Below are 25,139 nucleotides of genomic sequence, written 5' to 3' on the forward strand. Positions count from 1 at the left end.
TTCTGGGCGGCGGGGCAGTCGTCGGTGCCGCAGAGGCAGGCCATGCGGTCGTTCCCACCAGCGCCGAAGGCGTCGGCGCGGAGTTGGTCGGCGGTTCGCGGGTCGGCGGGGCAGACGGTGTTGGCCAGGGCGCGTAGCCGGGCCTGCAACGTCTTGGCGTCGTGGGCGAAGAGGGTGGCGTACAGGGTGGCCAGGCCGCTGCCGTCTTCGTCGATGGTGATTTCGACGGATCTGCTGCGGGCCTTGGTCTCGGTGCGCCGCACCGCCTGCGGGTCGACGCGCGCGACTTGGGCGTCGATCGTCTTCTCGGTCTTGTCCACCGACATCGGCTCCCAGTCCTCGAACGCTTCTGCCAGTCGAGCGTCCAATGTCCGTAGGGCGTCGGGGTCGACGACCAGGGCGCCCCGCGTCACCACGGTCTTCACCAACGCATACGTGATCAGTCCGTCGGCGAAGACCGCCGCCACCCTGGGAAAGCGTTCGTGCAGCGCGACCGCGACCAATAGCTGGTGACTGGCCGCACCAGGCGTGATTCTCTGTGCGGCGCCGATGTGGGCGGCGACGGCGTCGACGTTGTCCAGGCACCATTGGTCGCGATCCGCCGACCCGCACAGCGCGTGCGCCTCGTCGAGCATGGCGGCCATCGTCGCGACGCGGCGGGCGCAGGCGGCGTTCTCCACCCGCGACCACGACGACAGCGCCCCGGCCCCGCGGGTACCGGTCGTGGCGTCCACCAACTGATCGAACATGACTCCAGTCTATGGCGCACATCCGACGAAAGTCGTTCTGCTACAAGCGTTCTGTGGATGAACGAGAGATCTGTGCATAACCCCGCTCGACCCCTCGAGTATGTCGGAGCCCCGTGCTACGGCGACGCCTGCGATCAACCGCCGCGGCCGCTCACCCGGTGGTGCGGTGCTTGCACCCCGGCCAACAACACGGCCGGCGCTTGCCCTCCTCGAGTTCTTCCCGCGTCCGACGAATGCGGCGCGCCCGGGTCGCGTCCTGCTTGGCGTCCTCGACCCAGCAGATGAACTCGTTGCGCGCCAACGGCGTGATGTCACGCCAGGCGTGAAGTGCCGTCTGATTGGCAACCAGTTCGGTGCGCAGATCCGTGGGTAAATCGTGGACCACGCCACCGGGCAATTTGGTGCTCATGTCGGAATCCTCGCGAGGTTGGACGGCCGCGTCGGTCGACAACCTACTCCGGACCCGACAGGCACGAGGGCGCGATTCACTCCATGGCGTAGCGGGTGACCTTGTCGGGTCGCAGGAGCAGCCGTACTTGATCCTGCGCCAGGATGTCGGCGAGGTCACGAGCCCTGCCCGGATCGTCGAGATCCCAATAGCGCGCGGCCAATCGTCCGGCCAGCTCGTGGGCGCCCGTGGCCACGACGTCGACGCGGCCCGAAACCGACACCCATCGCTCGCGTTCGCCGACGGGTGCGGAGACGACGAGCGAGGCGCGCGGGTCTTCGCGCAGGCGCCGAACCTTCACCGTGTCCGGCCCGGTGAACAGTTGGACGAGGCCCTGATCGGTCACCTCGAACCACACGGGTCGGGGCTGCGGCGGACGCGGGCCCGAGGCGGTCGCGAAGAATCCGTAGAGAGGACGGCGCAGAAATGCGAAGTCGGCCTCGGTGAGCGAGGTTTCGCCGGCGCTCGACGGGATGATGTTTGTGCTCATGTCGTCGATTCAAACCCGACGTCTCGGACGCAACCATGGGTAATCGGCCGAGATGCATGTCCGATCGTCTACCGTGGCGGCGATGAGCGTCTTCGACGATTTGATCCGCGGCGTGCGGGCCAACGGCTCGCTGTTCGGCAGTTCAACGCTGTCGCCACCGTGGGCGCTGCGCTTCGTCGACGGTGCGCCGCTCACCCTGTGCACCGTATTGGGCGGATCGGGATGGATCGTGGCCGAGGATCGTCCGCCAGAACCGTTGCGGCCCTACGACACCGTCGTGGTCCGCGGGCCGGCAGCCTTCACCTTCGTCGACGAGGTGGGGACGAGGGCGGAGCCGATCGTCTGCGGCGAGGACTGCGCTGGCCCCGATCAGGGCGGCATGAAGCATCGCCTCGGCTGGACCGACGCGGGTGACGGCTCGGCCGGCACCACTCTGATCGTCGGTGCCTACCCGGTGCGCGGTGAGATCAGTCAGCCCCTACTCGATGCGCTGCCGGTGATCCTGCGGGTGGACGCCGGGGGCACGGGCGACCCGGTGCTCGACCACCTTGCGGCCGAGGTGGCTCTCGACGTCCCCGGCCAGCAGGTGGTGCTCGACCGGTTGCTGGACTGGATGCTGGTGTGCACGCTGCGCGCATGGTTCGACCGTCCCGGCGGGGAACCACCGGGGTGGTGGGCCGCCCAGCGCGACACGGTGGTGGGCGACGCGTTGCGTCTACTGCACGCCGACCCGGCCGCGCCGTGGACGATCGCCAGCCTGGCGGAGGGTGCACGGGTGTCGCGCTCGACGTTGGCCAAACGGTTCGCCGAGCTGGTCGGGGAACCTCCGCTGACCTATCTCACGCGTTGGCGCATGACGCTGGCGGCGGATCTGCTGGCGCAACGGGACGACGCTACGGTCGCGGAGGTGGCACGCGCGGTCGGCTACGCCGACCCGTTCGGGTTCAGCGCCGCGTTCAAGCGTGTCCGCGGCGTCAACCCCAGCGCCTACCGCCGCGCGGTCACTCGGTGATGCCGAGGATCTTGATGGCGAAGACGAGAGAGTCGCCCTTTTGGATGCCGGCGCTGGGCTGACCCTCGGGGTAACCGTCGGCCGGATCCATCGCCACGGCGACGGTCGAGCCGACCTTCTGGCCCGCGATGGCCTTTTGGAAGCCCGGGACGACGCCGTCGAGCGGGAATTCCGCGGGCTCGCCGCGCTCATAGCTGCTGTCGAACACGCTTCCGTCGCGGCCGTTGACGCCCATGTAGCAGACCGAGACCGTCGCGGTGTCCGGGACGACGGGTCCGTCTCCGGCGGCGAGGGTGTGCACCTGGGTGGCGGTGACGCTGAACGGGCCGGCCACCTTGATCTCCGGGGCAGCCGAGTCCGTCGACCCCGTGACGGCGACGTTGCCGGTCGTCCCGGGCAGCGTCCACTCGGGGGTACCGCCGGCGGCGGGAGCCGCCGACGGGCACGAGGCTGCGACGGGGGTCTGGCTGGGTGCGGCGACGGCCGAGGAGCTGCTGCTCGCAGCGCTCGGGGTCGAGTCGGGTTGAGCGCCAGCGTCGGAACCGCAGGCGGCGAGCAACGCGACGAACGGTGCGGCACCTGCCACGAGAGCGACGGAACGGAATGCGCGAGGTGACTTCATCGACGCCACGCTACAGAACGCCGTGCGCGGCGCCCGTTCACCTCAGCCGGAGCGTCACCCCGGCGTCGTCGAACACCTCGCGCACCGCGTCGACGAACCCGATCCCACCGCGTCGGACGCCGCGCAGCCTCCGACGCGACGCGTCGCTGTGCCGCCACTCGAATTCGACGTGTTCGCCGGGCGTGGTGCCGAAGCCGCCTCGCAGACAGTCAGCGAGCGCGTCGAGGTTGGCGCCGAAGTATCCCGTCGGACCGTTGACCGCCTCGCCGATCTCCCGATAGAAGTCCTCAGGGGTGCCGATCCGTCGTCCGTCGAGATGAAACGTTCGCGTCACGATCGCCCCCCGGCGCCGGTCACCAGGCAGAAGGAGTCGTAGTGGTCGGCGGTATAGAAGTACTCGCGAGGGTCGGTGACCGGCGAGCCGCCGGTGACGATGCGCCGGGTCGACCGGTTGGTCGCACCGGGCGTGAGCACCGTGTACTCCCGGTAGTAGCCCCTCGCCTGCGCGGGCAGGTGACCCTCGCGATTGCCGAACACCACGCCGTCGTTGCGGGGGGAGGGGAAGGGGCCCGCGGAATGCACGGCGCGGACGGTCTCGGCGGCCTCACGCGGCAGGGTGCTCAGCGGGCAGACGGGCATGCCCGCCGGGGTCGACTCGGTGGTTGCCGTGGACGGCAGGAACACCCAGGCCACGGCCGCGGCGACGGCGATCAGCGCACAAGCGACGACGAGGACGAGCCTGCTGCGTGCACTCACCCGTACTCCCTTCGCCCTCGAACCGTCCGCTGGCTCCATCATCGCCCTCCGGCGCGTCGGCTGCGGCGGGCCCGGCCCCGCTGGCAGGCTGGTCTCGTGATCGACGTGCGGGTCGCCGAACCCGGTGTGCTCGACGGAGGCGAGCTCGCCGACGCCGAGGAATTGGTGCGGTCGGCCTTCGGCGCCGACTTCCGCACCCACGACTGGCTGCACGGCGTCGACGGCGTGCACGTCGTGGTCAGTGAGAACGGGGTCCTGCTGGCGCACGCGTCGGTGGTCGGCCGCACTTTGCGCCACGACGGACGCGGCTTCGCCACCGGATACGTCGAGGCCGTCGCGGTGAGCGAGGACCAGCGTGGCCGGGGGCTGGGGCGTCTGGTGATGGACCACGCCGAGTCGGTCATCCGCGAGCGCTACGGCCTGGGCGGACTCAACGCCGTGCACACAGCGGTGCCGTTCTACGCCGGCCGCGGCTGGACGTCCTGGGACGGGCCCACCGCGGCCGACACCCCAGGTGGTGGGCTGGTCGACACCTACGACGTCGACGATCGCATCCTGTTGTTCTCGGCACCGCCGGGCGAGGGGATCGCGTTGGCGAAAGGCGTTCCCTTGATTTGCGATTGGCGCGTCGGCGACCTCTGGTAGCGGGCATCATCGACGGGAACGCGCCGGGAGCCGACCACCGAGAGAGAGTCACCGCGATGAACTGGAATCACGCCGACACTGCCGTCGTCTTCATCGATCCGCAGAATGACGTGCTGAGCCCCACTGGCCTCAATTGGGCGTCGACGGGCGCCAGCGTCACCGAGAACGACACCGTCGCGCACATGCTGGCCATCTTCGAGGCCGCCAAGGCCGCGTCTTTCACCACGTTCATCTCGCCGCACTACTTCTATCCGACCGACCATGGCTGGTTGTTCAATGGCGCCTTGGAATCCGACGAGTTGCGCACGGGCACCTTCGATCGGACCGGGCCGCTGACCTTGGACGGGTTCGCCGGATCGGGGGCCGATTGGCTGGAGGTGTTCAAGCCGTACATCCTGGACCCGGACACCGTCGTGGTGAGCCCCCACAAGGTGTTCGGTTCACAGACCAACGACTTGGTCCTGCAGTTGCGCAAGCGCCGCATCGAGAAGGTCTTGCTGGGCGGGATGCTGGCGAACATGTGCGTCGAGTCGCACCTGCGCGACCTCCTGGAGCAGGGCTTCGAGGTGTACGTGGTGCGCGACGCCGTCGCCGGCCCGCGCCATCCCGAATGGGGGGACGGATATCAGGCTGCTCTGGTCAACTACCGCTTCCTCGCCCACGGGGTCGTCACGACCGACGAGGTCGTCGGAGCGATGCGGTCGAGCATCACGTAGCACGGTGGTGACGGTGGACGACTATTCGTGGTGGCCGACGTGGCGTCCGGGATGGGCCGAAGCTCACTGCGTGACCCTCGTCGGCGACCTCGGGGTCGACGACCTGATCGAGGCGCTGCAGGCCCGCCGGGTCACCATGGCTGCGGGGTTCGACGCCCTCTACGCCCACGTCGTCGCGAACTGGCCCGCCGGCTACGACCCGTCGGTCGCCACGGTCGGCGTTGCCGCCATCGACGAACGGTGGACGTTGGTCGCCGAGGTCAACGGCTTCCTCGGGGTGACCGAAGACCTCGTCGGTCCACTGTCGTGCGAACGGACGGTCGTCTCGCACTTCGCCAACGTCAACGCGGTACACACCTTTCACTGGTGGCGCGACGGGCGGCTTCTCGTCGACGTCGACCTGATGTTCCCGTCGGAGCGCAGTGGCAGCGACCCGGACGCGCTCGTCGACCATGCTCGAGCCGTGGGCATCCCGCTCGACGCCGAGGAGATCCTCACCACGGTCGACCTCTCCGCGGCCGGATTCGCGCTGGCCGAAAGCGTCACAGGTGTCGCGCTTACGCCGGAGTGGCTGACTGGCACCAGCTTTCACGTCGTAACCGTGACGACGTAGCGGGCCCGCAGCCGGTCACGGGAGTTGACACGGCGGCAGTCGTGCACGTAGAGGTTGGCCGCGTCAGTCGGTGCTCGTCCACGGTTCGCGGGCGAAGACCCGTTCCACCACCGGACGAAAGAAGTCGAGCGGACGATGCTCGAAGTCCGCGTCGAAGCAGTTCTGGTCGTACTTCTCGCAGAACTCGACGCAATCGTCGAACCACTGGTGTCCGCGGTACTTCTCGCGGGCGTCGCGCACGCCACCCATGTGTGGCGCGTAGTAATACTGCTGAAACTCGGGATGTACCTTGACGATCCACGCCACTCGTTCGGACACGTAGGGCGCGACGACGGCTGAGGCGAAGGCGCCGTGGGCATGGGGAGCGTAGGTGTCGCCCACGTCGTGCAGCAGCGCGGCGACGACGTACCCGTCGGAACGTCCGTCATCGACGGCCCGGGTGGCCGACTGCAGGGAATGGTCGAGTCGGCTGATCGGGTAGGCCTGCTGACCGTCGGCCAAAGCCTCCACCAGGCCAAGGACGCGGGGCACCAACCCCGCGTTGTTCGCCTCCTCCGCTCGGTCGATGAGGGCGTAGTCCTCTGCGGTGCCCTCGGCCATCGTGCGGTAGGTGGCACGCGCCTCGGTGCTCATGGCCCACTCCTCTCGATGAACGTCCACGTCCACCATAGTGACGGGGTCACCTCGACGCGTGGCGAGGCGCTCAGTGCCCTCGGCCGGAGACCAGGTCGGCCATCGTTGCGATCGGTGACGTGGTGGGTCGGCCGCCCAACTCGGCGCGGTCGGCCGCGTAGTAGGCCTTGTACATGGCCTGAACGGCGATGTACCGCAACGGTTCCGGTTCCCACTTGCGCACCCGGTGGTTCACCCAGGGCAACTCGGTGAGTGTCGACGGCTGGTCGAGGATGAGGTCGCGCAGCGTGCGTCCGGCGAGATTAGTGGAGGTGACGCCGGTACCCACGTAACCGCCCGCCCAGCCCAGGCCGCTGGCTCTGTCGAGTCCCACCGTCGCCGACCAGTCCCGCGGCACGCCCAGCACTCCCGACCACACGTGTTCGATCCCGGCCCGGGCCGTCGACGGAAAGAATCGCACCAGGATGTCGCGAAGCAGCCCAACGGTTCTGGGGTCGGTCACGCCGTCGACGTCGGTACCCGAACCGTAGCGGTACGGCGCCCCACGGCCGCCGATCGCGATGCGGTCGTCGGCGGTCCGCTGGGCGTACATGTAGGCGTGGGCTTGGTCGCCCAGCGTCTCGTAACCGTCCCAGCCGATATCGGCCCAGATCTCGGCCGACAGTGGCTCGGTGACGATCAGCGAGGAGTTCATCGGCAGCCACGTCCGGCGCAGGCCCTCGATCTGAGCGGTGAAACCCTCGGTGGCCCGGACGACGGTCGCCGCCGTGACGGTGCCCGAGTCGGTCACCGCCTGGTGGGGACGGATCTGGGTGACCCTGGTCTGCTCGTAGATCTCGACGCCCAGCGACTCCACGACCTTGGCCAACCCGGCGGCGAGTTTCGCGGGGTGCAGTCGCGCACAGTGCGGATGCCACATCGCGCCGGTGGTACCGCGCACGTTGATTCGCGCGGTGGCCTCGGCGGCGCTCAGGAGTTCGACGTCGGTCATCGGCCAGGAGCGGGCTTCCTCGACCGCGTGCAGCAGGCGGGCCTGTTGCGCGGCGTTGGTGGCGACGGTGAACTCGCCGCCCTTGATCACGTCACAGTCGATGTCCTCGTCGCGGGTGACGCGGATGACCTCGTCGACCGTCTCGTTCATGGCGGTCTGCTGGCGTGCGACGGCGTCGCGTCCGTGTGACTTCAGATAGGAACCGCGGCCACCGGTGATCTCGTTGGTGAGCCAGCCGCCGTTGCGTCCCGACGCTCCGAAACCCGCGAAGCGTTGTTCGAGCACGACGACGCGCAGTGCCGGCGCCGCCCTCTTCAAGTAGTAGGCGGTCCACAGCCCGGTGTATCCGGCGCCGACGATGCAGACGTCGGCCTGCGTGGAGCCGGGCAACGGTGGGCGTGGGGGGGTGGCCCCAATGCTGTTCCACCAGAAGGACACCTTGCCGTTGGTCAATGTGGTGCTCACTTGCCCACCATCGCACTCGTCAGGCCGGCGGCGCCACCGCCCTCACCCGTCGGGTCGCGCCGGAGGATCAGGGCGGCCACGGCGAGGACGATCAGGGTGAGCCCCAGCATGAGCGTCGACATGGCGGCGATGTCGGGCCGCAGCGACGCCTTCAGCGACGCGAAGATGTACACCGGCCAGGGCGTCGACCCGGCGACCGAGACGAACGACGAGACCACGGTGTTGTCGAGGCTGAGGGTGAAGGCCAGTAGCGCCCCGGAGATGACGGCCGGGCGGATCAGCGGCAGCGTGATGTCGGTGAAGCGCCGAAGCGGTGGCGCGTACAGGTCGGCGGCGGCCTCTTCGAGGAACTCGTTCATCCCCGTCATGCGGGCCCGCACGATGAAGGTGACGACGGCGCTGGCGAACAGGGAGTTGGCGATGATGAGGCGCACCTGGCCGACGTTGAAACTGGTGAAACCCCAGTCGACGCCGAGTGTGACGAACCAGGGGAGCAGCGAGATCGCGCTGACGATCTCGGGCGTGACCATCACCAGGCCCAGAAGCACCAGGAGTCCCGGTGCCCACCAGCCGGGGCGCCGGGTCAGCGCGATCCCCGCGAAGGTGCCCAGCAGGGTGGCGACCACCGCGGTGCCCGCGGCGGTGATCAGCGAGACGGTGATCGCGTTGACGATCGCCGGGTTGTTCATCGCCGCGACGTAGGCGTCGAAGCCGAACCCCTCGAACATCTGCAGGGTGCGGCCGGTGTTGAAGGAGAACACCACGATGACGACGATCGGGAAGAAGAGGAACAGCACCCCGAGCACACCCCACACGTTCAGGACGGCGTCCGCGGGCCGGATCCTTCGTCGGCGAACGACTCTCGTGGTGGTGTCGGCGGCGGTCACGCGTTCTCCTCGTGCGGAAGTCTCAACGATGTCGCGGCGGTGGCGATGGCACCGACCACCTTCAGGGCGGCGCCGACCACGGCACTGGTGCCGAAGATCGCCAGCATCAACAGGACGGCCATGGCCGACCCGAGCGCCCAGTTCTGGGCACTCTGGAATTGGGCGGCCACCATCTGGCCGACCATGCTGCCGCTGGCCCCGCCGAGCACGGTCGGGGTGATGTAGTCACCCATCAGCGGAACGAAGACCAGGAGCATTCCTGCGGTCACCCCCGGCACCGAGAGCGGAACGGTGACGTGCCAGAACGTGCTCCACACCGTGCCGCCGAGGTCACGACTGGCCTCGAGGAGTTTGGGGTCGAGGCGTTCCAGCGCCACGTACAACGGAAGGATCATCAGCGGCAGGTAGTTGTAGACCACGCCGAGTTGAACCGCGGACGAGGTGTAGAGCACGTGCAGCGGGCCGTCGGTCAGGTGCGCCCACTGCAGCGTCTTCGACACGAAACCCTCTGGGCTGAGCGATATTTGCCACCCAATGGTGCGCACCAGGAAGTTGGTCCAGTAGGGGATGAGGATCAGGGCCAGCACGATGCCGCGCCATTTGGGGGCCAGTTTGACCGCCATCCAATAGGCCATCGGGAAGGCGATCGCCAGGCACAGCACCGTTCCCGTGACGGCGATCTTCAGCGTCCGGACGAAGATCGCGAAGAAGGCTGGCGAGGCTGCCTGGCCGTAGCGGTCGAAGGAGAGGACGTCGTTGGCGTGGGTGACGTACACGCCCGGTTTGTAGCCGAAGCTGTACCAGACCACGAGACCGAACGGCAGGATGAAGAACAGTAGGATCCACACGCTGATCGGCAGCGCCCCAAGGCCTTTCGGAGCGCGTAGTCGCCGACCAGCGGGCGGCACGTTGCCCGCGACGGGCGTCGGCGCCGCCCGATCCTCGACGGTGGTCACTTGCCCGCCGCGGCCTTGAGCTCGTCGTAGATGCCGATGATGGTGCCGTCAGCCGACGTCATGCGGCTGTACACCAGCTTCGACATGATGGCCTCGGGGATGAACACCATGTCGGGTCGCTTGATGCCGGCCTTCATGGCCGCTTCCTCGATGCCCTCGACGCCGGTGTTGTAGCCGATGTAGGTGAGTTCCTTGAGGGACACCGTCGGGTCGAGGACGTAGTTGATGAAGTCATAGGCGGCGCTCTCGTGGGGTGCGCCCTTGACGATCGCCCAGTTGTCCTGCCACAGGTTCGCGCCCTCGGTGGGCCACACCCACTTGTAGCGGTCGGGCTCGGCGTTGGCGAGGATCCCCAGCCGGCCGTCACCGTTCCAGCAGTGGATCAGGGCGCGGGCGGATGACGAGATCGAGGCGTTGGTCGACGATTCGAAGGCCTGCACGTGCGGAGCGATCTTGTCGATGACGAAGGAGCGGTACGCCGCGATGTGGCCGGGATCGGTGGTGTTCTCGTCGATTCCGTTGGCCCAGAAGTAGGTGTAGGCCACTTCGCTCTGATCCTCGAGCAGCGACATGCTGCCCGAGGCCTCCTTCTGGGCGGCGTCGAGGAAGTCCGCCCAGGACTTCAGCTCTCGCTTGATCACCGTGGTGTCGTAGACGTAACCCGTCGATCCCCAGTCCTTGCACACGCTGTACTTGTTGCCGGGGTCGAATTCGGTGTTGACGACCTTGGCGTTGAGGTTCTTCATGTTGGGCAACTTGGAGTGGTCGAGCTCGGTGAGCAGCCCCGCGGTCACCATCTGCTGAATGTTCGAGTGGGTGGGGACGCAGATGTCGTATCCCGTCGTTCCCTTGGCCGCGCTGAGTTTGGCGATCATCTCCGGGTTCGAGCCGTAGGAGTCGACGGTGATCTTCGGGCCCTTGGCCGCGGTGAAGTCGGTCAGCACGGCGGGGTCGTCGTACTCGCCCCAGGTGTAGATGTTGAGGCCGTCCGACGATCCGCCACCACCGCCCGGGGAACTCGAACAGGCGGCGAGGAATGCGCCGAACCCCAGTGCCGCCGTGCCGCCGAGGAAGCCACGGCGGGAGATCGAACTCTTCAGCGCATCGGGGACCAGAGCGCGGATGGGTGGTTGGTTCATGGCGGGACCTCCAGGTCGGTTGGGCGAGAAAGTGATTGGGGTGGGACGACTACGAGGTGAAGATGCGGACGGCGTCCGCCGACCAGGAACACAGCACGGGCGATCCGAGCTCGGTGGGCGGATTGGCGGAGCGGGGGAGTCGAGCCAGGATCTGGTCGTCGCTGGGCGTGTGGATGACCAATTGCAGACTGTGACCGAGTTCCGAGACGCCGAGCAGCGTTCCGGTGACGGAGTTGACGGGAGCGTCCGCCGCGGCAGGTGTCCCAGCGGGTGCCGACGCCACCACCACCGACTCCGGTCTGATCGCGGCGCTGACCTCCCCGCCGCTGGCGGCGGGCGCACTGCCCTTGGTCGGCCTCGTGGAGTAGAGCGACAGACCGCCGGTGCGCACGCTCACCCCGTCGCGGTCGAAGGCCGAGATCGTGCCGGCGAACGAATTCTGCCGACCGATGAAGCCTGCCACGAAGGCTGATTCGGGCGAATCGTAGACGTCTGAGGCGGTTCCGATCTGCTCGATTCGGCCGTCCTTCATCACCGCGACCCGGTCGCTCATCGACAGCGCCTCCTCCTGGTCGTGGGTGACGAAGATGAACGTCGTGCCGAGTTCGTGCTGCAGCAGTTTGAGTTCGACCTGCATCTCCTCGCGGAGCTTGCGGTCCAGCGCGCTCATGGGCTCGTCCAGCAGCAGGACGGCGGGCCGGTTCACCAGCGCCCTGGCCAACGCGACGCGCTGCTGCTGGCCGCCCGAGAGCTGAGCGGGCTTCCTGTTGGCGAAGGCCGTCATGCGCACCATGTCCAGCGCGCGACTCACCCGGTCGGCCATGTCGGACTTCGGTACGCCCGAGCGGCGCAGGCCGTAGGCGACGTTGTCGGCGACCTTCATGTGCGGAAACAGTGCGTAGGCCTGGAAGACGGTGTTCACCGGGCGCTTGTGCGGGGGCAAATTCTCGACGTTCTGCCCCGAGATCTGGATCGACCCGTCGTCGGGGAACTCGAATCCGCCGATCATCCGCAGCGTGGTGGTCTTGCCGCAGCCGCTGGGGCCAAGCAGGCTCAGGAACTCCCCGGGCTGTACGTCGAGGCTGAGGTCGTCCACCGCGACGGCCGAGGCGTACGACTTGGTGAGAGAACGCAGTTCGACCGATCCGGCCACCGAACTCGGCGTGGTGGTCGTGCGGGCCGTCATGTCCACGGTGCTCATGCCGACACCAGCGTCGCGCTCGCGTCGTAGACGACTTCGCCGCCGATGATCGTGTAGGCCACGGTGGCCGAGCCGATCTCGGCGACGGGGGCGGCGAAGATGTCGCGGTCGAGAATGACGATGTCGCCGGCCTTTCCGACTTCGATGCTTCCCGACCGCTGTTCGTCGTGGTTGAGGTAGGCGGTGCCCAGGCTGTGTGCGATCAGCGCGTCCGCCAACGAGAGCGCCTGCTCGCCGAGGAACGGCATCACCGCAGAGCCCGTCGCACCGACGGGGGCTCGGTTGACGGCGGTGTGGATGATGTGTAGCGGATTGGCCGTGCTCACCGGCCAGTCGCTGCCCGACGCGAGGGGTGCCCCGGCCCGGTGCAGCGATCCGAAGGGATACTGCCAGGCCGCGCGACGCGGCCCGAGGAATGGGATCGTCAGGACGTCCATCTGAGGTTCGTGCCTGGCCCACAGCGGTTGCATGTTCGCCACCACCCCCAGTTCGGCGAAGCGGGGCACGTCGTCGGGGTGCACCACCTGAATGTGGGCCAGCGTGTGTCGAAGGTCCTTGTCGCCGTTGGCCTTGCGGGCGGCCTCGATCGCGTCGAGCGACTCGCGGACGGCTCGGTCGCCGAGGGCGTGGAAGTGAAGCTGGAAGCCGAGCGCGTCGAGCTGGGTGGCGATCTCGACCAGCGTGGTCGGGTCGACGAAGCTCTTGCCGGTGTTCTCCCCGGGGCAGCCGCACGAGTCGAGGTACGGCTCGAGCATTCCGGCCGTGAAGTTCTCGGCGACGCCGTCCTGCATGATCTTGACCGTGGTGGCGGCGAATCCGGCCGCCAGGGCCCGTTCGCGCTTCTCGACGAGCTCGGGTATCTGCTCCAGCCCGCGGTTGCGGTCCCACCAGAGCGCGCCGACCACGCGGGCCTTCAACACTCCGGACGCGGTGACGCGCAGGTAGGAATCCAGCGTGTCGGGGGTGTCGTTGGTGGCGCCGACGATGGCGTCTTGCCATGCGGTGACGCCCCATTGGAACAGCTGGCGCTGGGCGATCGTCAACGCCTCGTCGAGGTCGTCCTGGGTCGCCAGCGGGATGTGCTGGGCGACCAAGCCCATCGCACCCTCCTGCAGCGTGCCGATGGCATGGCCGTCGGCGTCGCGTTCGATGCGTCCGTCGAAGGGATCGGGCGTCGAGTCGTCGATGCCGCCGATCTCGAGGGCCTTGGTGTTTACCCAGGCGCCGTGACCGTCGCGGTTGGGGAAGAACGCCGGGCGGTCACCGACGATCGCGTCGAGCGCCGCGGCGGTGGGCAGTCCGCCGGGGAACGAGTCCATCGACCAGCCGCCCCCGCTGACCCACGGGAGGTCTGGGTTGTCCGCGACGTATTCGGCGATGCGAGTCAGGTAGCCCTCTGCGGTGTCGTATGGGGTCAGGTCGCAGGCGATCATGTCCAGCCCCGCGTGGTACGGGTGGATGTGGCAGTCCTGAAAGCCGGGGGAGACCAGTCCGCCCGCCGCGTCGATCTCGACGGCGTCGGACGCCCCGAGCGCGTCCTGGCCGATCGCGGTGATGACGCCGTCCCCGACGAGGAGCGGTTCGTCGACGATGCCCGCGGGGGTGAAGACGTGGCCACCGGTGATGAGTAGTCGGTGGGGTGTGGTCATGGTGTCATTCCTCGAGGTGTGTGGGCGGAGACCTGCTGAGCGGACGGCGCGGCGAGCGGGTTGGCGTCGATGGGTGGGGTGAAGTGCGACGTGATCCACATCGCTTGCGCGGGCGTCGCGCCCACGTTCACGGCGCGGTGAGGCACCGACGAGAGATACTCGACGCTGTCGCGGGGGCCCAAGACGTGCGTCTCGGTTCCGATCGAGATCTCCATGTGGCCGGTCAGCACGTAGAAGAGCTCTTGGGCGTCGTCGTGGGCGTAGGGCTCCGGTCCCGTGGACCCGCCGACCTCGAACGTGCCTTCGTAGACCTCGAGTTGGCGAAGCGGTGGACGCGACAGCAGCAACTTTCGCAATCCGCCCTCGCTGGAGAACACGGGTCGCTCGTGCGCGCGCAGAACGGGCCGGGAGACGGGGGCCTCGTCGGAGAGCAAGTCGGCGACCGAGACCCCCACCGCGGCGGCGATGCGCTTGAGCACGCTGACGGACACCCCGCACTTGCCGTTCTCCAGCTGGCTGATGAATCCCGCGCTCACCCCGGCCCGGGCCGCCAGTTCCCTGGTGGACAACCGGGCACGTTCGCGAGCGTCTCGCAACCGGTTGCCCAGCGTCGCGCGGACGGCACCGTCGGTCGTGGGTGTGGCTGTAGCGGGCTCGACGATCACATGCCTCATTTCGTTAAGAATCACTTAACGTTCTGCTTACTGACGAACCGTAAGACCCTCTCGGGGTTCTCGCAACAGAACGGGCGAATCAGGCCAACTTCGTAACGTCGACGAAATCGCGGATGGGCACGGCCCGGCCCATGTCACCATGGGAAACATTGATCGACAATGCAATTCGTACGGCGACGGCAAACGTCGTCACGTCGGACTCATCCGACGTTCGCGATGCCGCCCGTCGAGATGACGAATCCGCGGCCTCGTGCCGCCGTGCATGTCACGCCGGTGCGCGCGGACGAGCACCGGAACGGTCCCAGCGACACGGACTGGCCGTAGGCCAGCGTCGGCGTGCCCTCGGCGGCGTCACCCACGCACGACTGACCAGAGCAGGTCGTGACGGTCCCGTGGTCGTCCATCGACGCCGACCGTGCTGGTTCGAGGGTCTTGCAGTACACCGAATCCGGACCCGTCCGACCGCCGGTGTCGATCTCGCAGTCGATGCGGTGCGACGGTGAGTAGAACCCGCAGTAGGCGCCCACCTGGGTGCAGAGCGGGTCCGCGGTCGCGACCGGGGCGCTGACGGCGGTGCCGACCGCGGCCATCGCCGTCGCGGTGACGACCCATCTGGAGAAGCGGCGTCGGCGTCGGGCGTTCTCGGTCACGGTGATCACCATCTCAGACCGAGGGCCGTCTCGCGGGTACCTCGGCTGCACGGCGGGTCCGTTGATCGCTAGCTTGGACCCAAGCTCGTATCCGAGGAAGGGAGCCGCGCGTGGCAGCCGAACCGTTCGAGGTCAGCATCACCGAGGCCGAGATCGCCGATCTGCGCGAGCGGTTGCGACGAACGAGATGGCCCGAGCCGGAGCCGGTCGACGACTGGTCTCAGGGCGTGCCGTTGTCCTATGTCCAGGAGCTGTGCCGCAGCTGGGCCGAGGACTACGACTTCGGATTCGGCAAGCGGCTCAACGTCTTTCCGCAGTACCGCGATACCGTCGACGGGCTGGGCCTCCACTTCATCCATGCGCGTTCGCCGGAACCCGACGCATTCCCGCTGGTGATCACGCACGGGTGGCCGGGTTCGGTGCTGGAGTTCCTCGACGTCATCGGTCCCCTGACCGATCCGCGCTCCCACGGCGCAGATCCGGCAGACGCGTTCCACGTCGTGGCGCCGTCTCTGCCTGGGTACGGGTGGAGCGACAAGCCGTCGACCACCGGGTGGGGTGTCGAGCGCATCGCGCGGGCCTGGGACGCGCTGATGGTCTCGCTGGGATACCGGCGATACGGCGCGCAGGGGGGCGACTGGGGTTCGGCGGTCTCCGGGGCGCTCGGCGAGGTGGCGCCGGAACGGGTCGCCGGCGTGCACGTGAACATGGGGTCGGTGCCGATGGGCATCTTCGAGGACCCGACACCCTCGGAGAAGGCGAATCTGGAGGCCGCCAAGGAATTTCAGCGCACCGGCCGCGGATACTCCGGGCAGCAGTCGACCCGGCCGCAGACCCTCGGCTACGGGCTGACGGACTCGCCGGCAGGTCAGGCCGCCTGGATCGCCGAGAAGTTCTGGGCCTGGACCGACAACGACGGTCGTCCCGAGGACGCCGTGTCGCGGCAGGCCATCCTCGACGAGGTCTCGACGTACTGGTTCACCGCGTCCGCGACGTCGTCGGCGCGACTGTACTGGGAGAGCTTCTCGAGCTTCCGCGGCAAGGTCACCGCGCCCTCCGGCCTGTCGGTGTACCCGCGCGACATCACCCGCCCGTCGCGCCGGGAGGCCGAAACGAGGTTCACCGACCTTCGATGGTTCGAGGAACTGCCGCGCGGTGGTCACTTCGCCGCGATGGAGCAGCCCGAGTCCCTGGTCGAGCAGATTCGCGGGTTCTTCCGACTGGTGCGTTAGGCGGTGGACGCCCCCGCGTGCATCAGCACCGCGGAGCGGCCAGCGACGTCGGCGAGTCCGGCGTGCCCTCGGTGCTGTAGAGCGTCGCGGGCATGCCACGAAAGCGCATGTTGGGGGCGCCGCCGTCGGCGCTCGGCACGCCGTCCGGGTAGGCGATGACCAGATTGCCGAAGAACATGACCCCCGCCGGGCACGACGCATCGGGTGCCGGCGGTTGCGGCTCATCGGCGTGGATGACCGCAGGAAACGAATCACGATGTCCGGCAACGCAACTCGGTTCACAGACCTGGTAGCTGTAGGTACCGGTACCCTCGGCGCCGTCCGGGCCGAAGCGGGTCCACGTGATGTCGGTCAGCTCCTTGGACCCGTCGGCGCAGGTCTGGAATTGAGCCTGAGCCGGCCGTTCGACGGGCAGGGTGGCACCGCCGTAGCAGGCCGGCAACGCGTAGACGGCGGGCTGGGCGACGGCGACCGAGACGCCGAAAGACGTGGCTGCATAGAGCATTCCACCGGTCAGCAGCAGGGTCGTCATCCGTCGAGGCGCAGTCGTCATGGCCGGAGTGTAGCCAGGGTGCTGCCGACCTGGAGGAGATGTCGCGGATATGGTCGGTCGGCACGTTTTGCGGTCGGTCGGGCCGGGAACAGGTGACGCCATGGCACTCCGCGTAGCAGTCACCGGGCCGACCGGCGAGATCGGCATCTCGACGATCGAAGCACTCGAGGCCCATCCCGACGTCACCCAGATCGTCGGGATGGCCCGGCGGCCGTTCGATCCCTCCGAACGGGGTTGGACCAAGACGGAGTACCGCCAGGGCGACATCCTGGACCGAGACGCCGTCGACGCGCTGGTCACCGACATCGACGTGGTCGTGCACCTCGCCTTCATCATCATGGGCACGCGCGAGGAGAGCGCCAGGATCAACCTGGCCGGCACCCGCAACGTCTTCGAGGCCACCGTGGCCGGGGGGACGCGCCGCCTCGTCTACACCTCGTCGGTGGCGGCATACGGCTACCACTCCGACAACCCGGTGCCCATCACCGAGGACGTGCCTACCCGTGGCACCCCGGAGCACTACTACTCCGAGCAGAAGGCCGCGTGCGAGGAGGCACTCGCCGAGGCCACCGCTGGCTCGGCGCTGGAGGTGTACGTGTTGCGGCCCTGCATCGTCGCCGGGCCCAAGGCCCCCGCCCTGGCCGACGCCATGCCGTGGAACCGGCTGCCGGGGGTGGTGCGCCGTCTGACTCAGGCGGTGCCGGTGTTCAAGCCGCCGATGCCCGACCCCGGCACACCGGTGCAGCTGGTGCACCACGACGACGTCGCATCGGCGATCGCCCTGGCGGCGACCACCGCCACCGCGGCGCCCGGGGCCTACAACATCGCCGGGAACGGACTGCTCACCTTCTCCGACGTCGGCCGGGCACTGGGCGCGCGCCCGGTCAAGGTGCCGCACGTCGACGCGGTCGTCACCTCGGAGGTGTTGGCCCGTGTGCCGTTCGTGCCGTCGGCGCTGGAATGGCTGCACGCCGGTCGCGCCTCGACGGTGATGGACACCAGCAAGGCCAGGGAGCAACTCGGGTGGCAGCCCAAGTACAGCGCCGCCGAGACGCTGGCCGCACTCGCGGGCACCGTCGACTGACGTCTCGGCTATGTCTCGCTGAACGTCACGACCGGGATGCGCCGCCCTGCTGCCCGGCGTTCGTAGTCGGCGTAGTTGGGCACGAATTGCTTGGCGAGCGCGAAGAGTCGCTCACGCTCGGCACCCGCCGCCTCCTCGGCGAGGAAGGTGCCGGTGTAGCCACGCGCCGACAACGTGACGTGGGGATGCGCAACGACGTTGTGATACCAGGCCGGATGGCGCTCGCCGCCGTAGTTGGACGCGATCGTCACGACCCGGCCGCCGTCGGTGAAGTACGTCAACGGCGTGCTTCGCCGCTTACCCGTCTTCGCCCCGGTGTGGGTCAGCAACACCTCGGGAAGCACCAGGGACAGCGAGACGTGTCCGTTGGTCAGCTTGATCACCGCACGGTCGACGCGCCAGCCGTAGCTCTTGAGGAATCGTCGGGCCGGTTCGATTGCCATCACCTTTGCGCCTGCCTTGAACAACGGTGACGGCGCCGTCGGTTCGACCGCGGGGATCCCCATGCTTGGCGACGGTAGCGCACCACCTTCAGCGGAACCAGGTGCCGATGCGCTGAGTTCACGGTCGTCCGTCGTCGCGGACGTAACGACCTTCCAGGGTGTGTTCGACACGCGAAGCGGCTTGGGCAAGTTGGGCGAGTTCGACGTCGTCGAAGTCCGTCTCCATGATCGTGTTCCGGACGCGCTCGAGTTGGTCTCGAACGGCCGTCGGCTCCGAGGCGTGCCAGGCGACTTCCTCCAGGAGGCGGATCAGGCGTGTCATGACCTGAGGGTCGGCGGATCCGTAACGCCGCGGTTGGGTGATCGCGAGGTCCAACATCTCGGCGAACGCAGGTCGGCGCAGCACGACGCGAATGCGATCTTCCTCGTCGCGAAGCACCTTGGGTCCCAGATCCCGCTCGGCCAGTTGACACAGGATTGCGGAGATGTGGCCCAGCGCGTGAACCGCCGTCGTCGGGTCGTTAATGCCTGGCGAGAGGGCTTTGTTCGCGACATCGGTGAGCTGTCGCAGTCCATAGCCGATGTCTTGAGCTGCCGTTCGCTCATAGCCCACCCCGACCGCGTCGGAGATGGCAGTCTGCAGACGCTGGTCTAGTCCCTCCGAGGCGACGCCGGGGCGCGCCGGCCAGGCCACTCCGATGGGCACACCCTTCACGACGGAGCTGCCGGGGTGGCAGTCGATGACGAGACACGCGTCCAGTTCGATTGCCGCGGCACACAAGCCGGCTTCGTCGATGCTCGTCAGGAACCCCGATGAGGACGCCGCCACGGGGATGGCGTCTACCGGCGGCGCGGGCATCTCGGGTTCGTGGCGTGCGTCGCTTAGTGGTTGCGTGAATCCGAGCACGGTGGCGTTGGCGTCGTCATGGACGACGCGCAGCATGGTCTCCACGCGGATCTGACGAGCGAGGTGCGCCAAGAACAGCACCAGACCCAGGACGCTGAGGACCCCGAGTACGAACGCGACGGTGACCGAGATCCGCGGAACGAACGCGGTTCCCGGTTCGTCGGCGCTGCGCACGGCGCGTAGAACGGTGAGCGAGTAGGTGAACGTGCTCAGGAACAATGCCAACGTCGACTGGACGAACGCGTCGCTGGTGAAGGTGCGCAGCAGCCGAGGTGAGAATTGGCTGCTGGCCAATTGCAGCGTGACGACGGTGAGCGAGAACGTCAACGAGGTCACCGTGATGAGCGAGCTGGAGATGGCGTCGAGAAGAGTGCGCGCGGCGCCGGCGTCGCCCCCGAAGATGAGAGCGGTGAACCGGGGTGGCAGCGAGGCGTCGATACGGGCGTCCACGTGTGGCATCCACACTCCGGCAATCGCGGCAAGGAAGACGCCCACGACGGGTAGCGGCCACAACTGCGTCCGAACCGCGTCCCGCGCTGTGGCGAAGACCGGTTTCACCTGGGCGACGCAAGCACGTGGTCAACCTTCGACGACTTCGACCTCACCGGACGCGACTACCCAGAAGCAACCAAGGTCATGCCTACCGGGCACCGCCGTCGGCGACCAAAAGTGTCGGAGACGTCAGAGTTCTGACGGGTCGACGTGGTTTCACGTGGCCGCAGCGGTGCATCCGCATAGTAGGAACCGCCACCTCGTCGTCCGGAGAATGCAATGCCCGCAGCCACAACTCTCGGTCAATCCCGATGAGCGCTCCTCGACGGATCGTGGTGGTGGGTGCGTCGGGCAACGTCGGTGCCGGTGTCTTGCGGGCGCTGGCCCGGTGTGAACCCGACGCCGAGGTCGTCGGCGTCTGTCGTCGGCCTCCGGCAACTGGCGATCTCTACCGCAGCGTGCGCTGGCACTCCGTGGACTTGTCGTCGGCGAGCGCCGCCTCGGACTTGGCGCCGGCGATGCGGAATGCCGACGTGGTGATCCATCTCGCGCTGGCCATCCTGCCTGCCGACGACGAGGCATATCTGCACCGCGCCAACGTGTCTGGGACGAAGGCAATTCTGGATGCCATGGTGACCGCCGGGGTGCGGCAGATCGTGTATGCGTCCAGTCTTGGCATCTACGCCCCCGGGGCGGGTGTGCCGGTACCGGAGACGTGGCCGACGACCGGCCAGCCCACGTCGACCTACAGTCGGCACAAGGTCATGGTCGAGACGATGCTCGACGACTTCGAGCGCCGTGAACCCGACGTCGTCGTCGCGCGCTTCCGGCCGACCGTGGTGGTGCAGCGCGAGGCGGCATCGGAACTGCGCTCGATCTACGTGGGTCCACTCCTGCCGCGGGTGGCGTTCGAGCTTCTTCACCGTCGGCTCCTGCCGGTCCTGCCGTTGCCGGACGGCCTCGCGTTGCAGTTCGTCCACGCCGACGACGTCGGCGACGCCGCAGTCCGTCTGATGCAGCGTCGCGCCCGTGGCTCCTTCAACGTGGCGGCCGACGTCCTCGAAGCGCCCGGCATCGCAGCGTTGGTGGGCGCGCGTCCCGTTCGCGTGCCACCCGGGCCGACGCGCCGCGCCGTCAGCGCGCTGCACCGTCTGCGCGTGGTGGCGGTGACGCCGGGTTGGTACGACGTGGCCACGAACTCGCCGCTCATGGACACCTCCAAGGCCCGCGACGAATTGGATTGGCGCCCAAAGTGGTCTTCGACCGACGCGGCGCGGGAGTTGATCGACGGGCTTGCTCACGGTGCGGTGGGGTCCAGCGCGGCGATGGGGCGGACGGAAGGAAGAACGATGAGCCGGACGACGACGCTCGACCGCGTCCACGACACCTCCCTGCTGCTGTGGTTGCTCGCGGCGTTGACGCGCGTCGAGAAGCCCGGACGCCCGGGTCTGGCACACGGGGCGGTCATCGCAGCCAATCTGCTCTCGGGCACACCCGCCGCGCTCACCCGAGTGCGGCAACGCCGCCGGGACCCCGTCGCGCTGGTGGCGCCGCCCGCCGTGGGCGCGGCGGTCCTGGCCAGCCTGCGCGGTGGGCCAATTGCGTTGGCGGCCACGGCCGTCCTCGGCGTCCTCGGAATCGTCGAGCGTCGGCGTACCAGCCGGATGGCGGACCGATGAACGCCCCCGTGTCGACCGCCCGACCGCGAGTCGTCGTGATCACCGGTGCGTCGAGTGGCATCGGCCGGGAGACGGCCCTGCGCTACGCCGCGAGACGAGACCGACTGGTGTTGGCGTCCCGCACCGAGAGCATGCTGCAGACGGTGGCCGAGGAGTGCTTGACCGCCGGTGCCCGTGACGTGGTGGTGCAACCCACCGACATCGGCGAGTTCGGCGAGGTGCAGCAGTTGTTCGACGTCGCCGTGGCGGCGTTCGGGCGAGTCGACGTGGCGGTGCAATGCGCCGCGATCACGGCGTTCGGCAGGTTCGAGGATCTGCCGGAGGACGTCTTCGAGAGAATCATCCGCACCAATCTCATCGGAGCGGCAAACGTGGCCCGGTGCGCGCTGGCCCACTTCCGCATTCGCGGCGACGGGCACCTGGTCCTGGTGGGGTCTCTGCTCGGGCGGGTCGCCGTGCCCTATCAATCAGCCTACGTGGCAAGCAAGTTCGCGCTAAACGGGCTCGTTCGGTCGTTGCGTCAGGAGAATCGGGGTACGCCCGGGGTGCGCGTGCACGGAGTCTATCCGGGTCCGGTGGACACGCCCGTATACGCCACCTCGGTCAACTATCTCGAGCACACGCCGCGGGTTCCGCCCAGCGCCGACGCGCCGGCCACCGTCGCCAAGGCGATCGTGGGGGAGACCGACCGCGGCCGCTCCACCGAACGCAACGTCGGATGGGTCAATATTCCCGCGATCCTCGTCTATTACCTGTTGCCGGGGGTCTTCGACGCCTTGGTCGGTCCGCTGGTGCGGGCGACGCTCTTCACCACCGCGAAGGACGCGCCGCGTGCGCCGCGACGTCTGCGGCCCGGGTAGAGCGGTCGACGGCAGGCGCCGCACCCGATGTCACAGGGCGGTGTAACCCCCGTCGATGACGATCGACTGGCCCACCACGTAGGCCGACGCGTCGCCGAGGAGGTAGACCGCCAGGGGGCCGAGTTCGTGCGGCTCGCCCATTCGGCCCAGGGGAGTGTGGGCCATCCACTCGGCGAATTGCGCCGGCGAATCCCGCGGTACGTCCAGCGTCTGCTCCGAGGCGAAGTATCCCGGTGAGATCGAGTTCAGCCGGATTCCCTTCGGCAGCCACTCGACGGCCAAGCTCTTGGTCAACATGGCGACACCGGCCTTGGAGGCGTTGTACGCGGCTTGATCCTGGGGCCGGTTGACCCGCAGACCGGACATGGAGGCGATGGTGACGGCCGATCCGGTCTGGCCCGCGTCGACCAACCGGCGGGCGAACGCCCGGCACACCAGGAACGTCCCCGTCAGGTTCACGTCGACGATCTGGCGGAAGCGCTCGGCCGTGAGGTCCAGGGCGCTGGTGGTGTCCGCCACTCCGGCAGCGTTGACCAAGGCGTCGACGACGCCCATGTGGTCGGTGACCTCCTCGAGCGCAGCCTCGTCAGAGGCCTCGTCGGTCACGTCGGCGGTGACGCCGGTGACGGCTGCTCCGGTGGCCGTCGCCAGTCTCTCGGCGGCCCCGTGGACCTCCTCGCGCACGTCGAGGAGAGCGACGGAGGCGCCCGCGCGCGCCACCGCCTCGGCCATCGCCAGGCCAAGCCCGCGGCCACCTCCGGTGACCAGTGCTACGCGCCCTGCCAAACTCGAGTCCATGCGACCATCCTGGTCGATCGCCCGCCTTCTCAGCTGACCGGCACGATGTCGGCCGCGCCCAGCCGCGCCGCGTCGGCCGTCTCGTCGTCGGGCATCTCCTGGCTTTCGCGCTCGGCCGCCACGCGAGCCACGTAGTGCTTGATCTCGCGCTCGCGCTGTTCGTCGGACCATCCGAGGGCCGCAGCCATCAAATCGGCTACCTCCGTGCATGATTCAGTGCCGCGGTCGAAGGTCTCGATCGATATGCGGGTGCGACGGCACAGGACGTCGTCGAGATGCAGTGCCCCTTCGTGGGTGACGCCGTACACCACCTCTGCGCGCAGATAGTCGTCGGCGGCGGTCAGGGGAGACCCCAGCGACGGATCGTCGCGGATCAGTGCCAGCAGCTCACCGACCATCGAGCCGTATCGGTTCAACAACGCGGCGACGCGGGCCTCGTTGAGACCGGAGTCCGCGGCCAGTTGGCTACGCGCGTTCCACGACGCGCGATATCCCTCGGCGCCCAGCAACGGGACGTCCTCGGTGATGGAGCGCGGGATCTTGCGGTCGAAGGTCTCACCCAGACCATGCACGGCCTCGTCGACCGCGTCCTTGGCCATCACCCGGTAGGTGGTGTACTTCCCGCCGGCGATGACGACCAAGCCCGGAACGCTATGTGCCACCGCGTGTTCGCGCGACAGCGCCGAGGTGTCGGCGTCCTCGCCGGCCAACAGCGGACGCAGGCCGGCGAACACCCCCTCGACGTCGGCCTCGGTGAGGGGTACCCGCAGCACGGAGTTGACCTGCTCGAGCAGGTAGCGGATGTCCTTCTGGCTCGCCGCGGGGTGGGCCTTGTCCAGAGACCAGTCGGTGTCGGTGGTGCCGATGATCCAGTGCCGGCCCCACGGGATGACGAACAACACCGACGAGGCGGTGCGCAAGATGATCCCCGTCGACGACCGGATGCGGTCACGCGGCACCACGAGGTGAATGCCCTTGCTGGAGCGCACGTGGAACTGGCCGCGCTCGTTGGCCAGCGTCTGGGTGTCGTCGGTCCACACGCCGGTGGCGTTGACGACCTGTCGGGCCCGAATCGTGTACTCGCGGTTGGTCTCCAGGTCCACCACGCGGGCGCCCGTGACCCGCTCGCCCTCGCGGATCAGGTCGACGACCCGGGTACGCGTCGCGACCCGGGCGCCGTAGGCTGCCGCGGTGCGGGCGATGGTCATGGTGTGCCGGGCGTCGTCGACCTGAGCGTCGTAGTACTGCAGTGCCCCGACGAGGGCGTCCTTCTTCAGCGACGGCGCAGCCCGCAGCGCACCGCGACGCGTGAGGTGCCGGTGCAGTGGAACGCCGGCGCCGTGGCCGGACATCTTCGCCATCGCGTCGTAGAGGGTGAGCCCCGCCCCGAGATAGATTCGCTCCCAGCCGCGATGCTTGAGCGGGTAGAGGAACTTGACCGGCCGCACCAGGTGCGGTGCGAGCTTCTCCAGCATCAGACCACGCTCGGAGAGCGCCTCGGCGACCAGGCCGAAGTCGAGCATCTCCAGATAGCGCAACCCGCCGTGGATCAGCTTGCTGGATCGGCTCGACGTGCCCGAGGCGAGGTCGCGGGCCTCGACCAATCCGGTCCGCAGGCCGCGGGTGGCGGCGTCGAGTGCGGCCCCGGCACCGACGACGCCGCCGCCGATGATCAGGATGTCGAGTGGGGAATCCGCCATGTCGCCGAGAGCGGCCTCGCGGTGGGACGGGGAGAGCGGGAATGATTGCATGTCACTTGTCCTTTCGAGGACGTGGGGGGTTGGTGTGCCGGTGG

At 68.3% G+C, this 25,139-nt stretch carries 28 protein-coding genes; 8 read left to right on the plus strand and 20 right to left on the minus strand.

The genetic code is table 11. The features are described 5' to 3' along the window. From ABZ195_RS24980 to ABZ195_RS24990, 3 genes are all read right to left on the minus strand, one after another. Positions 1-749, minus strand: a 749-nt coding sequence (locus ABZ195_RS24980; RefSeq protein ID WP_355222548.1) for a DUF222 domain-containing protein, incomplete at its 3' end; no start/stop codon positions are given. A 151-nt stretch (positions 750-900) separates the two neighbouring features. Then, on the minus strand, positions 901-1,158 hold the full coding sequence (locus tag ABZ195_RS24985; RefSeq protein WP_355222550.1) for a YdeI/OmpD-associated family protein: 258 nt from the start codon (positions 1,156-1,158) through the stop codon (positions 901-903). Between the two features lie 76 nt (positions 1,159-1,234). Continuing rightward, positions 1,235-1,687 carry a pyridoxamine 5'-phosphate oxidase family protein gene (locus tag ABZ195_RS24990; protein ID WP_355222552.1) on the minus strand — a complete coding sequence of 151 codons (453 nt, stop codon included), beginning with the start codon at positions 1,685-1,687 and terminating at the stop codon, positions 1,235-1,237. Between the two features lie 82 nt (positions 1,688-1,769). Between ABZ195_RS24990 and ABZ195_RS24995 the strand changes: the two genes are divergently transcribed. Further along, on the plus strand, positions 1,770-2,699 hold the full coding sequence (locus ABZ195_RS24995; RefSeq protein ID WP_355222554.1) for an AraC family transcriptional regulator: 930 nt from the start codon (positions 1,770-1,772) through the stop codon (positions 2,697-2,699). Here the strand turns inward: ABZ195_RS24995 and ABZ195_RS25000 are convergent. The 3 genes from ABZ195_RS25000 to ABZ195_RS25010 are packed head-to-tail and all read right to left on the minus strand — an operon-like array spanning position 2,689 to position 4,077. Then, positions 2,689-3,321 carry an FKBP-type peptidyl-prolyl cis-trans isomerase gene (locus tag ABZ195_RS25000; RefSeq protein ID WP_355222556.1) on the minus strand — a complete coding sequence of 211 codons (633 nt, stop codon included), beginning with the start codon at positions 3,319-3,321 and terminating at the stop codon, positions 2,689-2,691. The two genes, ABZ195_RS24995 and ABZ195_RS25000, sit on opposite strands and share 11 nt — an antisense overlap. A 37-nt stretch (positions 3,322-3,358) precedes the next feature. Next, positions 3,359-3,655 (minus strand): barstar family protein, encoded by a 297-nt coding sequence (locus ABZ195_RS25005; protein WP_355222558.1) that lies wholly within the window; start codon positions 3,653-3,655, stop codon positions 3,359-3,361. Continuing rightward, positions 3,652-4,077: a ribonuclease domain-containing protein gene (locus ABZ195_RS25010; protein ID WP_355222560.1), complete on the minus strand. Its 426-nt coding sequence runs from the start codon at positions 4,075-4,077 to the stop codon at positions 3,652-3,654. The genes ABZ195_RS25005 and ABZ195_RS25010 overlap by 4 nt, the downstream gene beginning before the upstream one ends. A gap of 96 nt (positions 4,078-4,173) precedes the next feature. Here ABZ195_RS25010 and ABZ195_RS25015 point away from each other — a divergent pair, with 96 nt between their 5' ends. The 3 genes from ABZ195_RS25015 to ABZ195_RS25025 are packed head-to-tail and all read left to right on the plus strand — an operon-like array spanning position 4,174 to position 6,051. Next, a complete protein-coding gene (locus tag ABZ195_RS25015) occupies positions 4,174-4,722 on the plus strand; it encodes a GNAT family N-acetyltransferase (RefSeq protein ID WP_355222562.1) in 549 nt (182 codons plus the stop codon). A gap of 56 nt (positions 4,723-4,778) precedes the next feature. Next, positions 4,779-5,438, plus strand: coding sequence for an isochorismatase family protein (locus tag ABZ195_RS25020; RefSeq protein ID WP_355222564.1), 660 nt, complete (start codon positions 4,779-4,781; stop codon positions 5,436-5,438). Between the two features lie 13 nt (positions 5,439-5,451). After that, on the plus strand, positions 5,452-6,051 hold the full coding sequence (locus ABZ195_RS25025) for a DUF6461 domain-containing protein (RefSeq protein WP_355222566.1): 600 nt from the start codon (positions 5,452-5,454) through the stop codon (positions 6,049-6,051). Between the two features lie 63 nt (positions 6,052-6,114). Here ABZ195_RS25025 and ABZ195_RS25030 read toward each other — a convergent pair whose 3' ends face one another. From ABZ195_RS25030 to ABZ195_RS25070, 9 genes are all read right to left on the minus strand, one after another. Beyond that, positions 6,115-6,684 carry a metal-dependent phosphohydrolase gene (locus ABZ195_RS25030; protein ID WP_355222567.1) on the minus strand — a complete coding sequence of 190 codons (570 nt, stop codon included), beginning with the start codon at positions 6,682-6,684 and terminating at the stop codon, positions 6,115-6,117. Positions 6,685-6,754: 70 nt separating this feature from the next. Beyond that, positions 6,755-8,140, minus strand: coding sequence for an FAD-binding oxidoreductase (locus tag ABZ195_RS25035; protein WP_355222569.1), 1,386 nt, complete (start codon positions 8,138-8,140; stop codon positions 6,755-6,757). Further along, positions 8,137-9,027, minus strand: coding sequence for an ABC transporter permease (locus ABZ195_RS25040; RefSeq protein WP_355222571.1), 891 nt, complete (start codon positions 9,025-9,027; stop codon positions 8,137-8,139). Before ABZ195_RS25040 ends, ABZ195_RS25035 begins: the two co-directional genes overlap by 4 nt. Beyond that, positions 9,024-9,983, minus strand: a complete 960-nt coding sequence (locus ABZ195_RS25045; protein WP_355222573.1) for an ABC transporter permease — start codon at positions 9,981-9,983, stop codon at positions 9,024-9,026. The genes ABZ195_RS25040 and ABZ195_RS25045 overlap by 4 nt, the downstream gene beginning before the upstream one ends. Beyond that, positions 9,980-11,122 (minus strand): extracellular solute-binding protein, encoded by a 1,143-nt coding sequence (locus tag ABZ195_RS25050; protein WP_355222575.1) that lies wholly within the window; start codon positions 11,120-11,122, stop codon positions 9,980-9,982. The genes ABZ195_RS25045 and ABZ195_RS25050 overlap by 4 nt, the downstream gene beginning before the upstream one ends. A 49-nt stretch (positions 11,123-11,171) precedes the next feature. Further along, complete coding sequence (locus ABZ195_RS25055; protein ID WP_355222576.1) at positions 11,172-12,323, minus strand: ABC transporter ATP-binding protein; 1,152 nt, start codon at positions 12,321-12,323, stop codon at positions 11,172-11,174. After that, complete coding sequence (locus ABZ195_RS25060) at positions 12,320-13,972, minus strand: amidohydrolase (protein WP_355222578.1); 1,653 nt, start codon at positions 13,970-13,972, stop codon at positions 12,320-12,322. The genes ABZ195_RS25055 and ABZ195_RS25060 overlap by 4 nt, the downstream gene beginning before the upstream one ends. Beyond that, entirely contained in the window at positions 13,969-14,646 is a 678-nt protein-coding gene (locus ABZ195_RS25065; protein WP_355222580.1) for an XRE family transcriptional regulator, read from the minus strand. Before ABZ195_RS25065 ends, ABZ195_RS25060 begins: the two co-directional genes overlap by 4 nt. Before the next feature lie 200 nt (positions 14,647-14,846). Further along, positions 14,847-15,296: a hypothetical protein gene (locus ABZ195_RS25070; protein ID WP_355222582.1), complete on the minus strand. Its 450-nt coding sequence runs from the start codon at positions 15,294-15,296 to the stop codon at positions 14,847-14,849. A 110-nt stretch (positions 15,297-15,406) separates the two neighbouring features. On the opposite strand from ABZ195_RS25070, the gene ABZ195_RS25075 reads away from it, so the two are divergent. Beyond that, a complete protein-coding gene (locus ABZ195_RS25075; RefSeq protein ID WP_355222584.1) occupies positions 15,407-16,528 on the plus strand; it encodes an epoxide hydrolase family protein in 1,122 nt (373 codons plus the stop codon). A 22-nt stretch (positions 16,529-16,550) separates the two neighbouring features. On the opposite strand, the gene ABZ195_RS25080 is transcribed toward ABZ195_RS25075, so the two are convergent. After that, positions 16,551-17,081, minus strand: coding sequence for a hypothetical protein (locus ABZ195_RS25080; RefSeq protein ID WP_355222585.1), 531 nt, complete (start codon positions 17,079-17,081; stop codon positions 16,551-16,553). A gap of 100 nt (positions 17,082-17,181) precedes the next feature. On the opposite strand from ABZ195_RS25080, the gene ABZ195_RS25085 reads away from it, so the two are divergent. Then, the gene (locus tag ABZ195_RS25085) at positions 17,182-18,165 is read left to right on the plus strand and encodes an NAD-dependent epimerase/dehydratase family protein (RefSeq protein ID WP_355222586.1); all 984 of its coding nucleotides are present in this window, start codon (positions 17,182-17,184) and stop codon (positions 18,163-18,165) included. Between the two features lie 8 nt (positions 18,166-18,173). On the opposite strand, the gene ABZ195_RS25090 is transcribed toward ABZ195_RS25085, so the two are convergent. Then, the gene (locus tag ABZ195_RS25090; RefSeq protein ID WP_355222588.1) at positions 18,174-18,671 is read right to left on the minus strand and encodes a nitroreductase/quinone reductase family protein; all 498 of its coding nucleotides are present in this window, start codon (positions 18,669-18,671) and stop codon (positions 18,174-18,176) included. Between the two features lie 55 nt (positions 18,672-18,726). After that, complete coding sequence (locus tag ABZ195_RS25095) at positions 18,727-20,073, minus strand: DUF2254 domain-containing protein (RefSeq protein WP_355222590.1); 1,347 nt, start codon at positions 20,071-20,073, stop codon at positions 18,727-18,729. A 245-nt stretch (positions 20,074-20,318) separates the two neighbouring features. Between ABZ195_RS25095 and ABZ195_RS25100 the strand changes: the two genes are divergently transcribed. Next, entirely contained in the window at positions 20,319-21,686 is a 1,368-nt protein-coding gene (locus ABZ195_RS25100; protein WP_355222592.1) for an NAD-dependent epimerase/dehydratase family protein, read from the plus strand. After that, positions 21,683-22,546: an SDR family NAD(P)-dependent oxidoreductase gene (locus tag ABZ195_RS25105; RefSeq protein ID WP_355222594.1), complete on the plus strand. Its 864-nt coding sequence runs from the start codon at positions 21,683-21,685 to the stop codon at positions 22,544-22,546. The genes ABZ195_RS25100 and ABZ195_RS25105 overlap by 4 nt, the downstream gene beginning before the upstream one ends. A 30-nt stretch (positions 22,547-22,576) precedes the next feature. Here the strand turns inward: ABZ195_RS25105 and ABZ195_RS25110 are convergent, their stop codons facing one another. Next, positions 22,577-23,344 carry an SDR family oxidoreductase gene (locus ABZ195_RS25110; RefSeq protein WP_355222596.1) on the minus strand — a complete coding sequence of 256 codons (768 nt, stop codon included), beginning with the start codon at positions 23,342-23,344 and terminating at the stop codon, positions 22,577-22,579. 29 nt (positions 23,345-23,373) lie between these two features. Beyond that, positions 23,374-25,095 carry a glycerol-3-phosphate dehydrogenase/oxidase gene (locus tag ABZ195_RS25115; protein ID WP_355222598.1) on the minus strand — a complete coding sequence of 574 codons (1,722 nt, stop codon included), beginning with the start codon at positions 25,093-25,095 and terminating at the stop codon, positions 23,374-23,376. Between the last annotated feature and the right edge of the window lie 44 nt (positions 25,096-25,139).

The sequence above is a fragment of the Mycobacterium sp. NPDC006124 genome, from assembly GCF_040614235.1.
Lineage (GTDB): Bacteria > Actinomycetota > Actinomycetes > Mycobacteriales > Mycobacteriaceae > Mycobacterium.

Coding starts and splice junctions, on each gene's coding strand:
- ABZ195_RS24985 (WP_355222550.1), bottom strand. CDS start 1,158: ATGAGCACCAAATTGCCCGGTGGCGTGGTCCACGATTTACCCACGGAT.
- ABZ195_RS24990 (WP_355222552.1), bottom strand. CDS start 1,687: ATGAGCACAAACATCATCCCGTCGAGCGCCGGCGAAACCTCGCTCACC.
- ABZ195_RS24995 (WP_355222554.1), top strand. CDS start 1,770: ATGAGCGTCTTCGACGATTTGATCCGCGGCGTGCGGGCCAACGGCTCG.
- ABZ195_RS25000 (WP_355222556.1), bottom strand. CDS start 3,321: ATGAAGTCACCTCGCGCATTCCGTTCCGTCGCTCTCGTGGCAGGTGCC.
- ABZ195_RS25020 (WP_355222564.1), top strand. CDS start 4,779: ATGAACTGGAATCACGCCGACACTGCCGTCGTCTTCATCGATCCGCAG.
- ABZ195_RS25030 (WP_355222567.1), bottom strand. CDS start 6,684: ATGAGCACCGAGGCGCGTGCCACCTACCGCACGATGGCCGAGGGCACC.
- ABZ195_RS25050 (WP_355222575.1), bottom strand. CDS start 11,122: ATGAACCAACCACCCATCCGCGCTCTGGTCCCCGATGCGCTGAAGAGT.
- ABZ195_RS25055 (WP_355222576.1), bottom strand. CDS start 12,323: ATGAGCACCGTGGACATGACGGCCCGCACGACCACCACGCCGAGTTCG.
- ABZ195_RS25060 (WP_355222578.1), bottom strand. CDS start 13,972: ATGACCACACCCCACCGACTACTCATCACCGGTGGCCACGTCTTCACC.
- ABZ195_RS25065 (WP_355222580.1), bottom strand. CDS start 14,646: ATGAGGCATGTGATCGTCGAGCCCGCTACAGCCACACCCACGACCGAC.
- ABZ195_RS25080 (WP_355222585.1), bottom strand. CDS start 17,081: ATGACGACTGCGCCTCGACGGATGACGACCCTGCTGCTGACCGGTGGA.
- ABZ195_RS25085 (WP_355222586.1), top strand. CDS start 17,182: ATGGCACTCCGCGTAGCAGTCACCGGGCCGACCGGCGAGATCGGCATC.
- ABZ195_RS25090 (WP_355222588.1), bottom strand. CDS start 18,671: ATGGGGATCCCCGCGGTCGAACCGACGGCGCCGTCACCGTTGTTCAAG.
- ABZ195_RS25100 (WP_355222592.1), top strand. CDS start 20,319: ATGAGCGCTCCTCGACGGATCGTGGTGGTGGGTGCGTCGGGCAACGTC.
- ABZ195_RS25105 (WP_355222594.1), top strand. CDS start 21,683: ATGAACGCCCCCGTGTCGACCGCCCGACCGCGAGTCGTCGTGATCACC.
- ABZ195_RS25110 (WP_355222596.1), bottom strand. CDS start 23,344: ATGGACTCGAGTTTGGCAGGGCGCGTAGCACTGGTCACCGGAGGTGGC.
- ABZ195_RS25115 (WP_355222598.1), bottom strand. CDS start 25,095: ATGCAATCATTCCCGCTCTCCCCGTCCCACCGCGAGGCCGCTCTCGGC.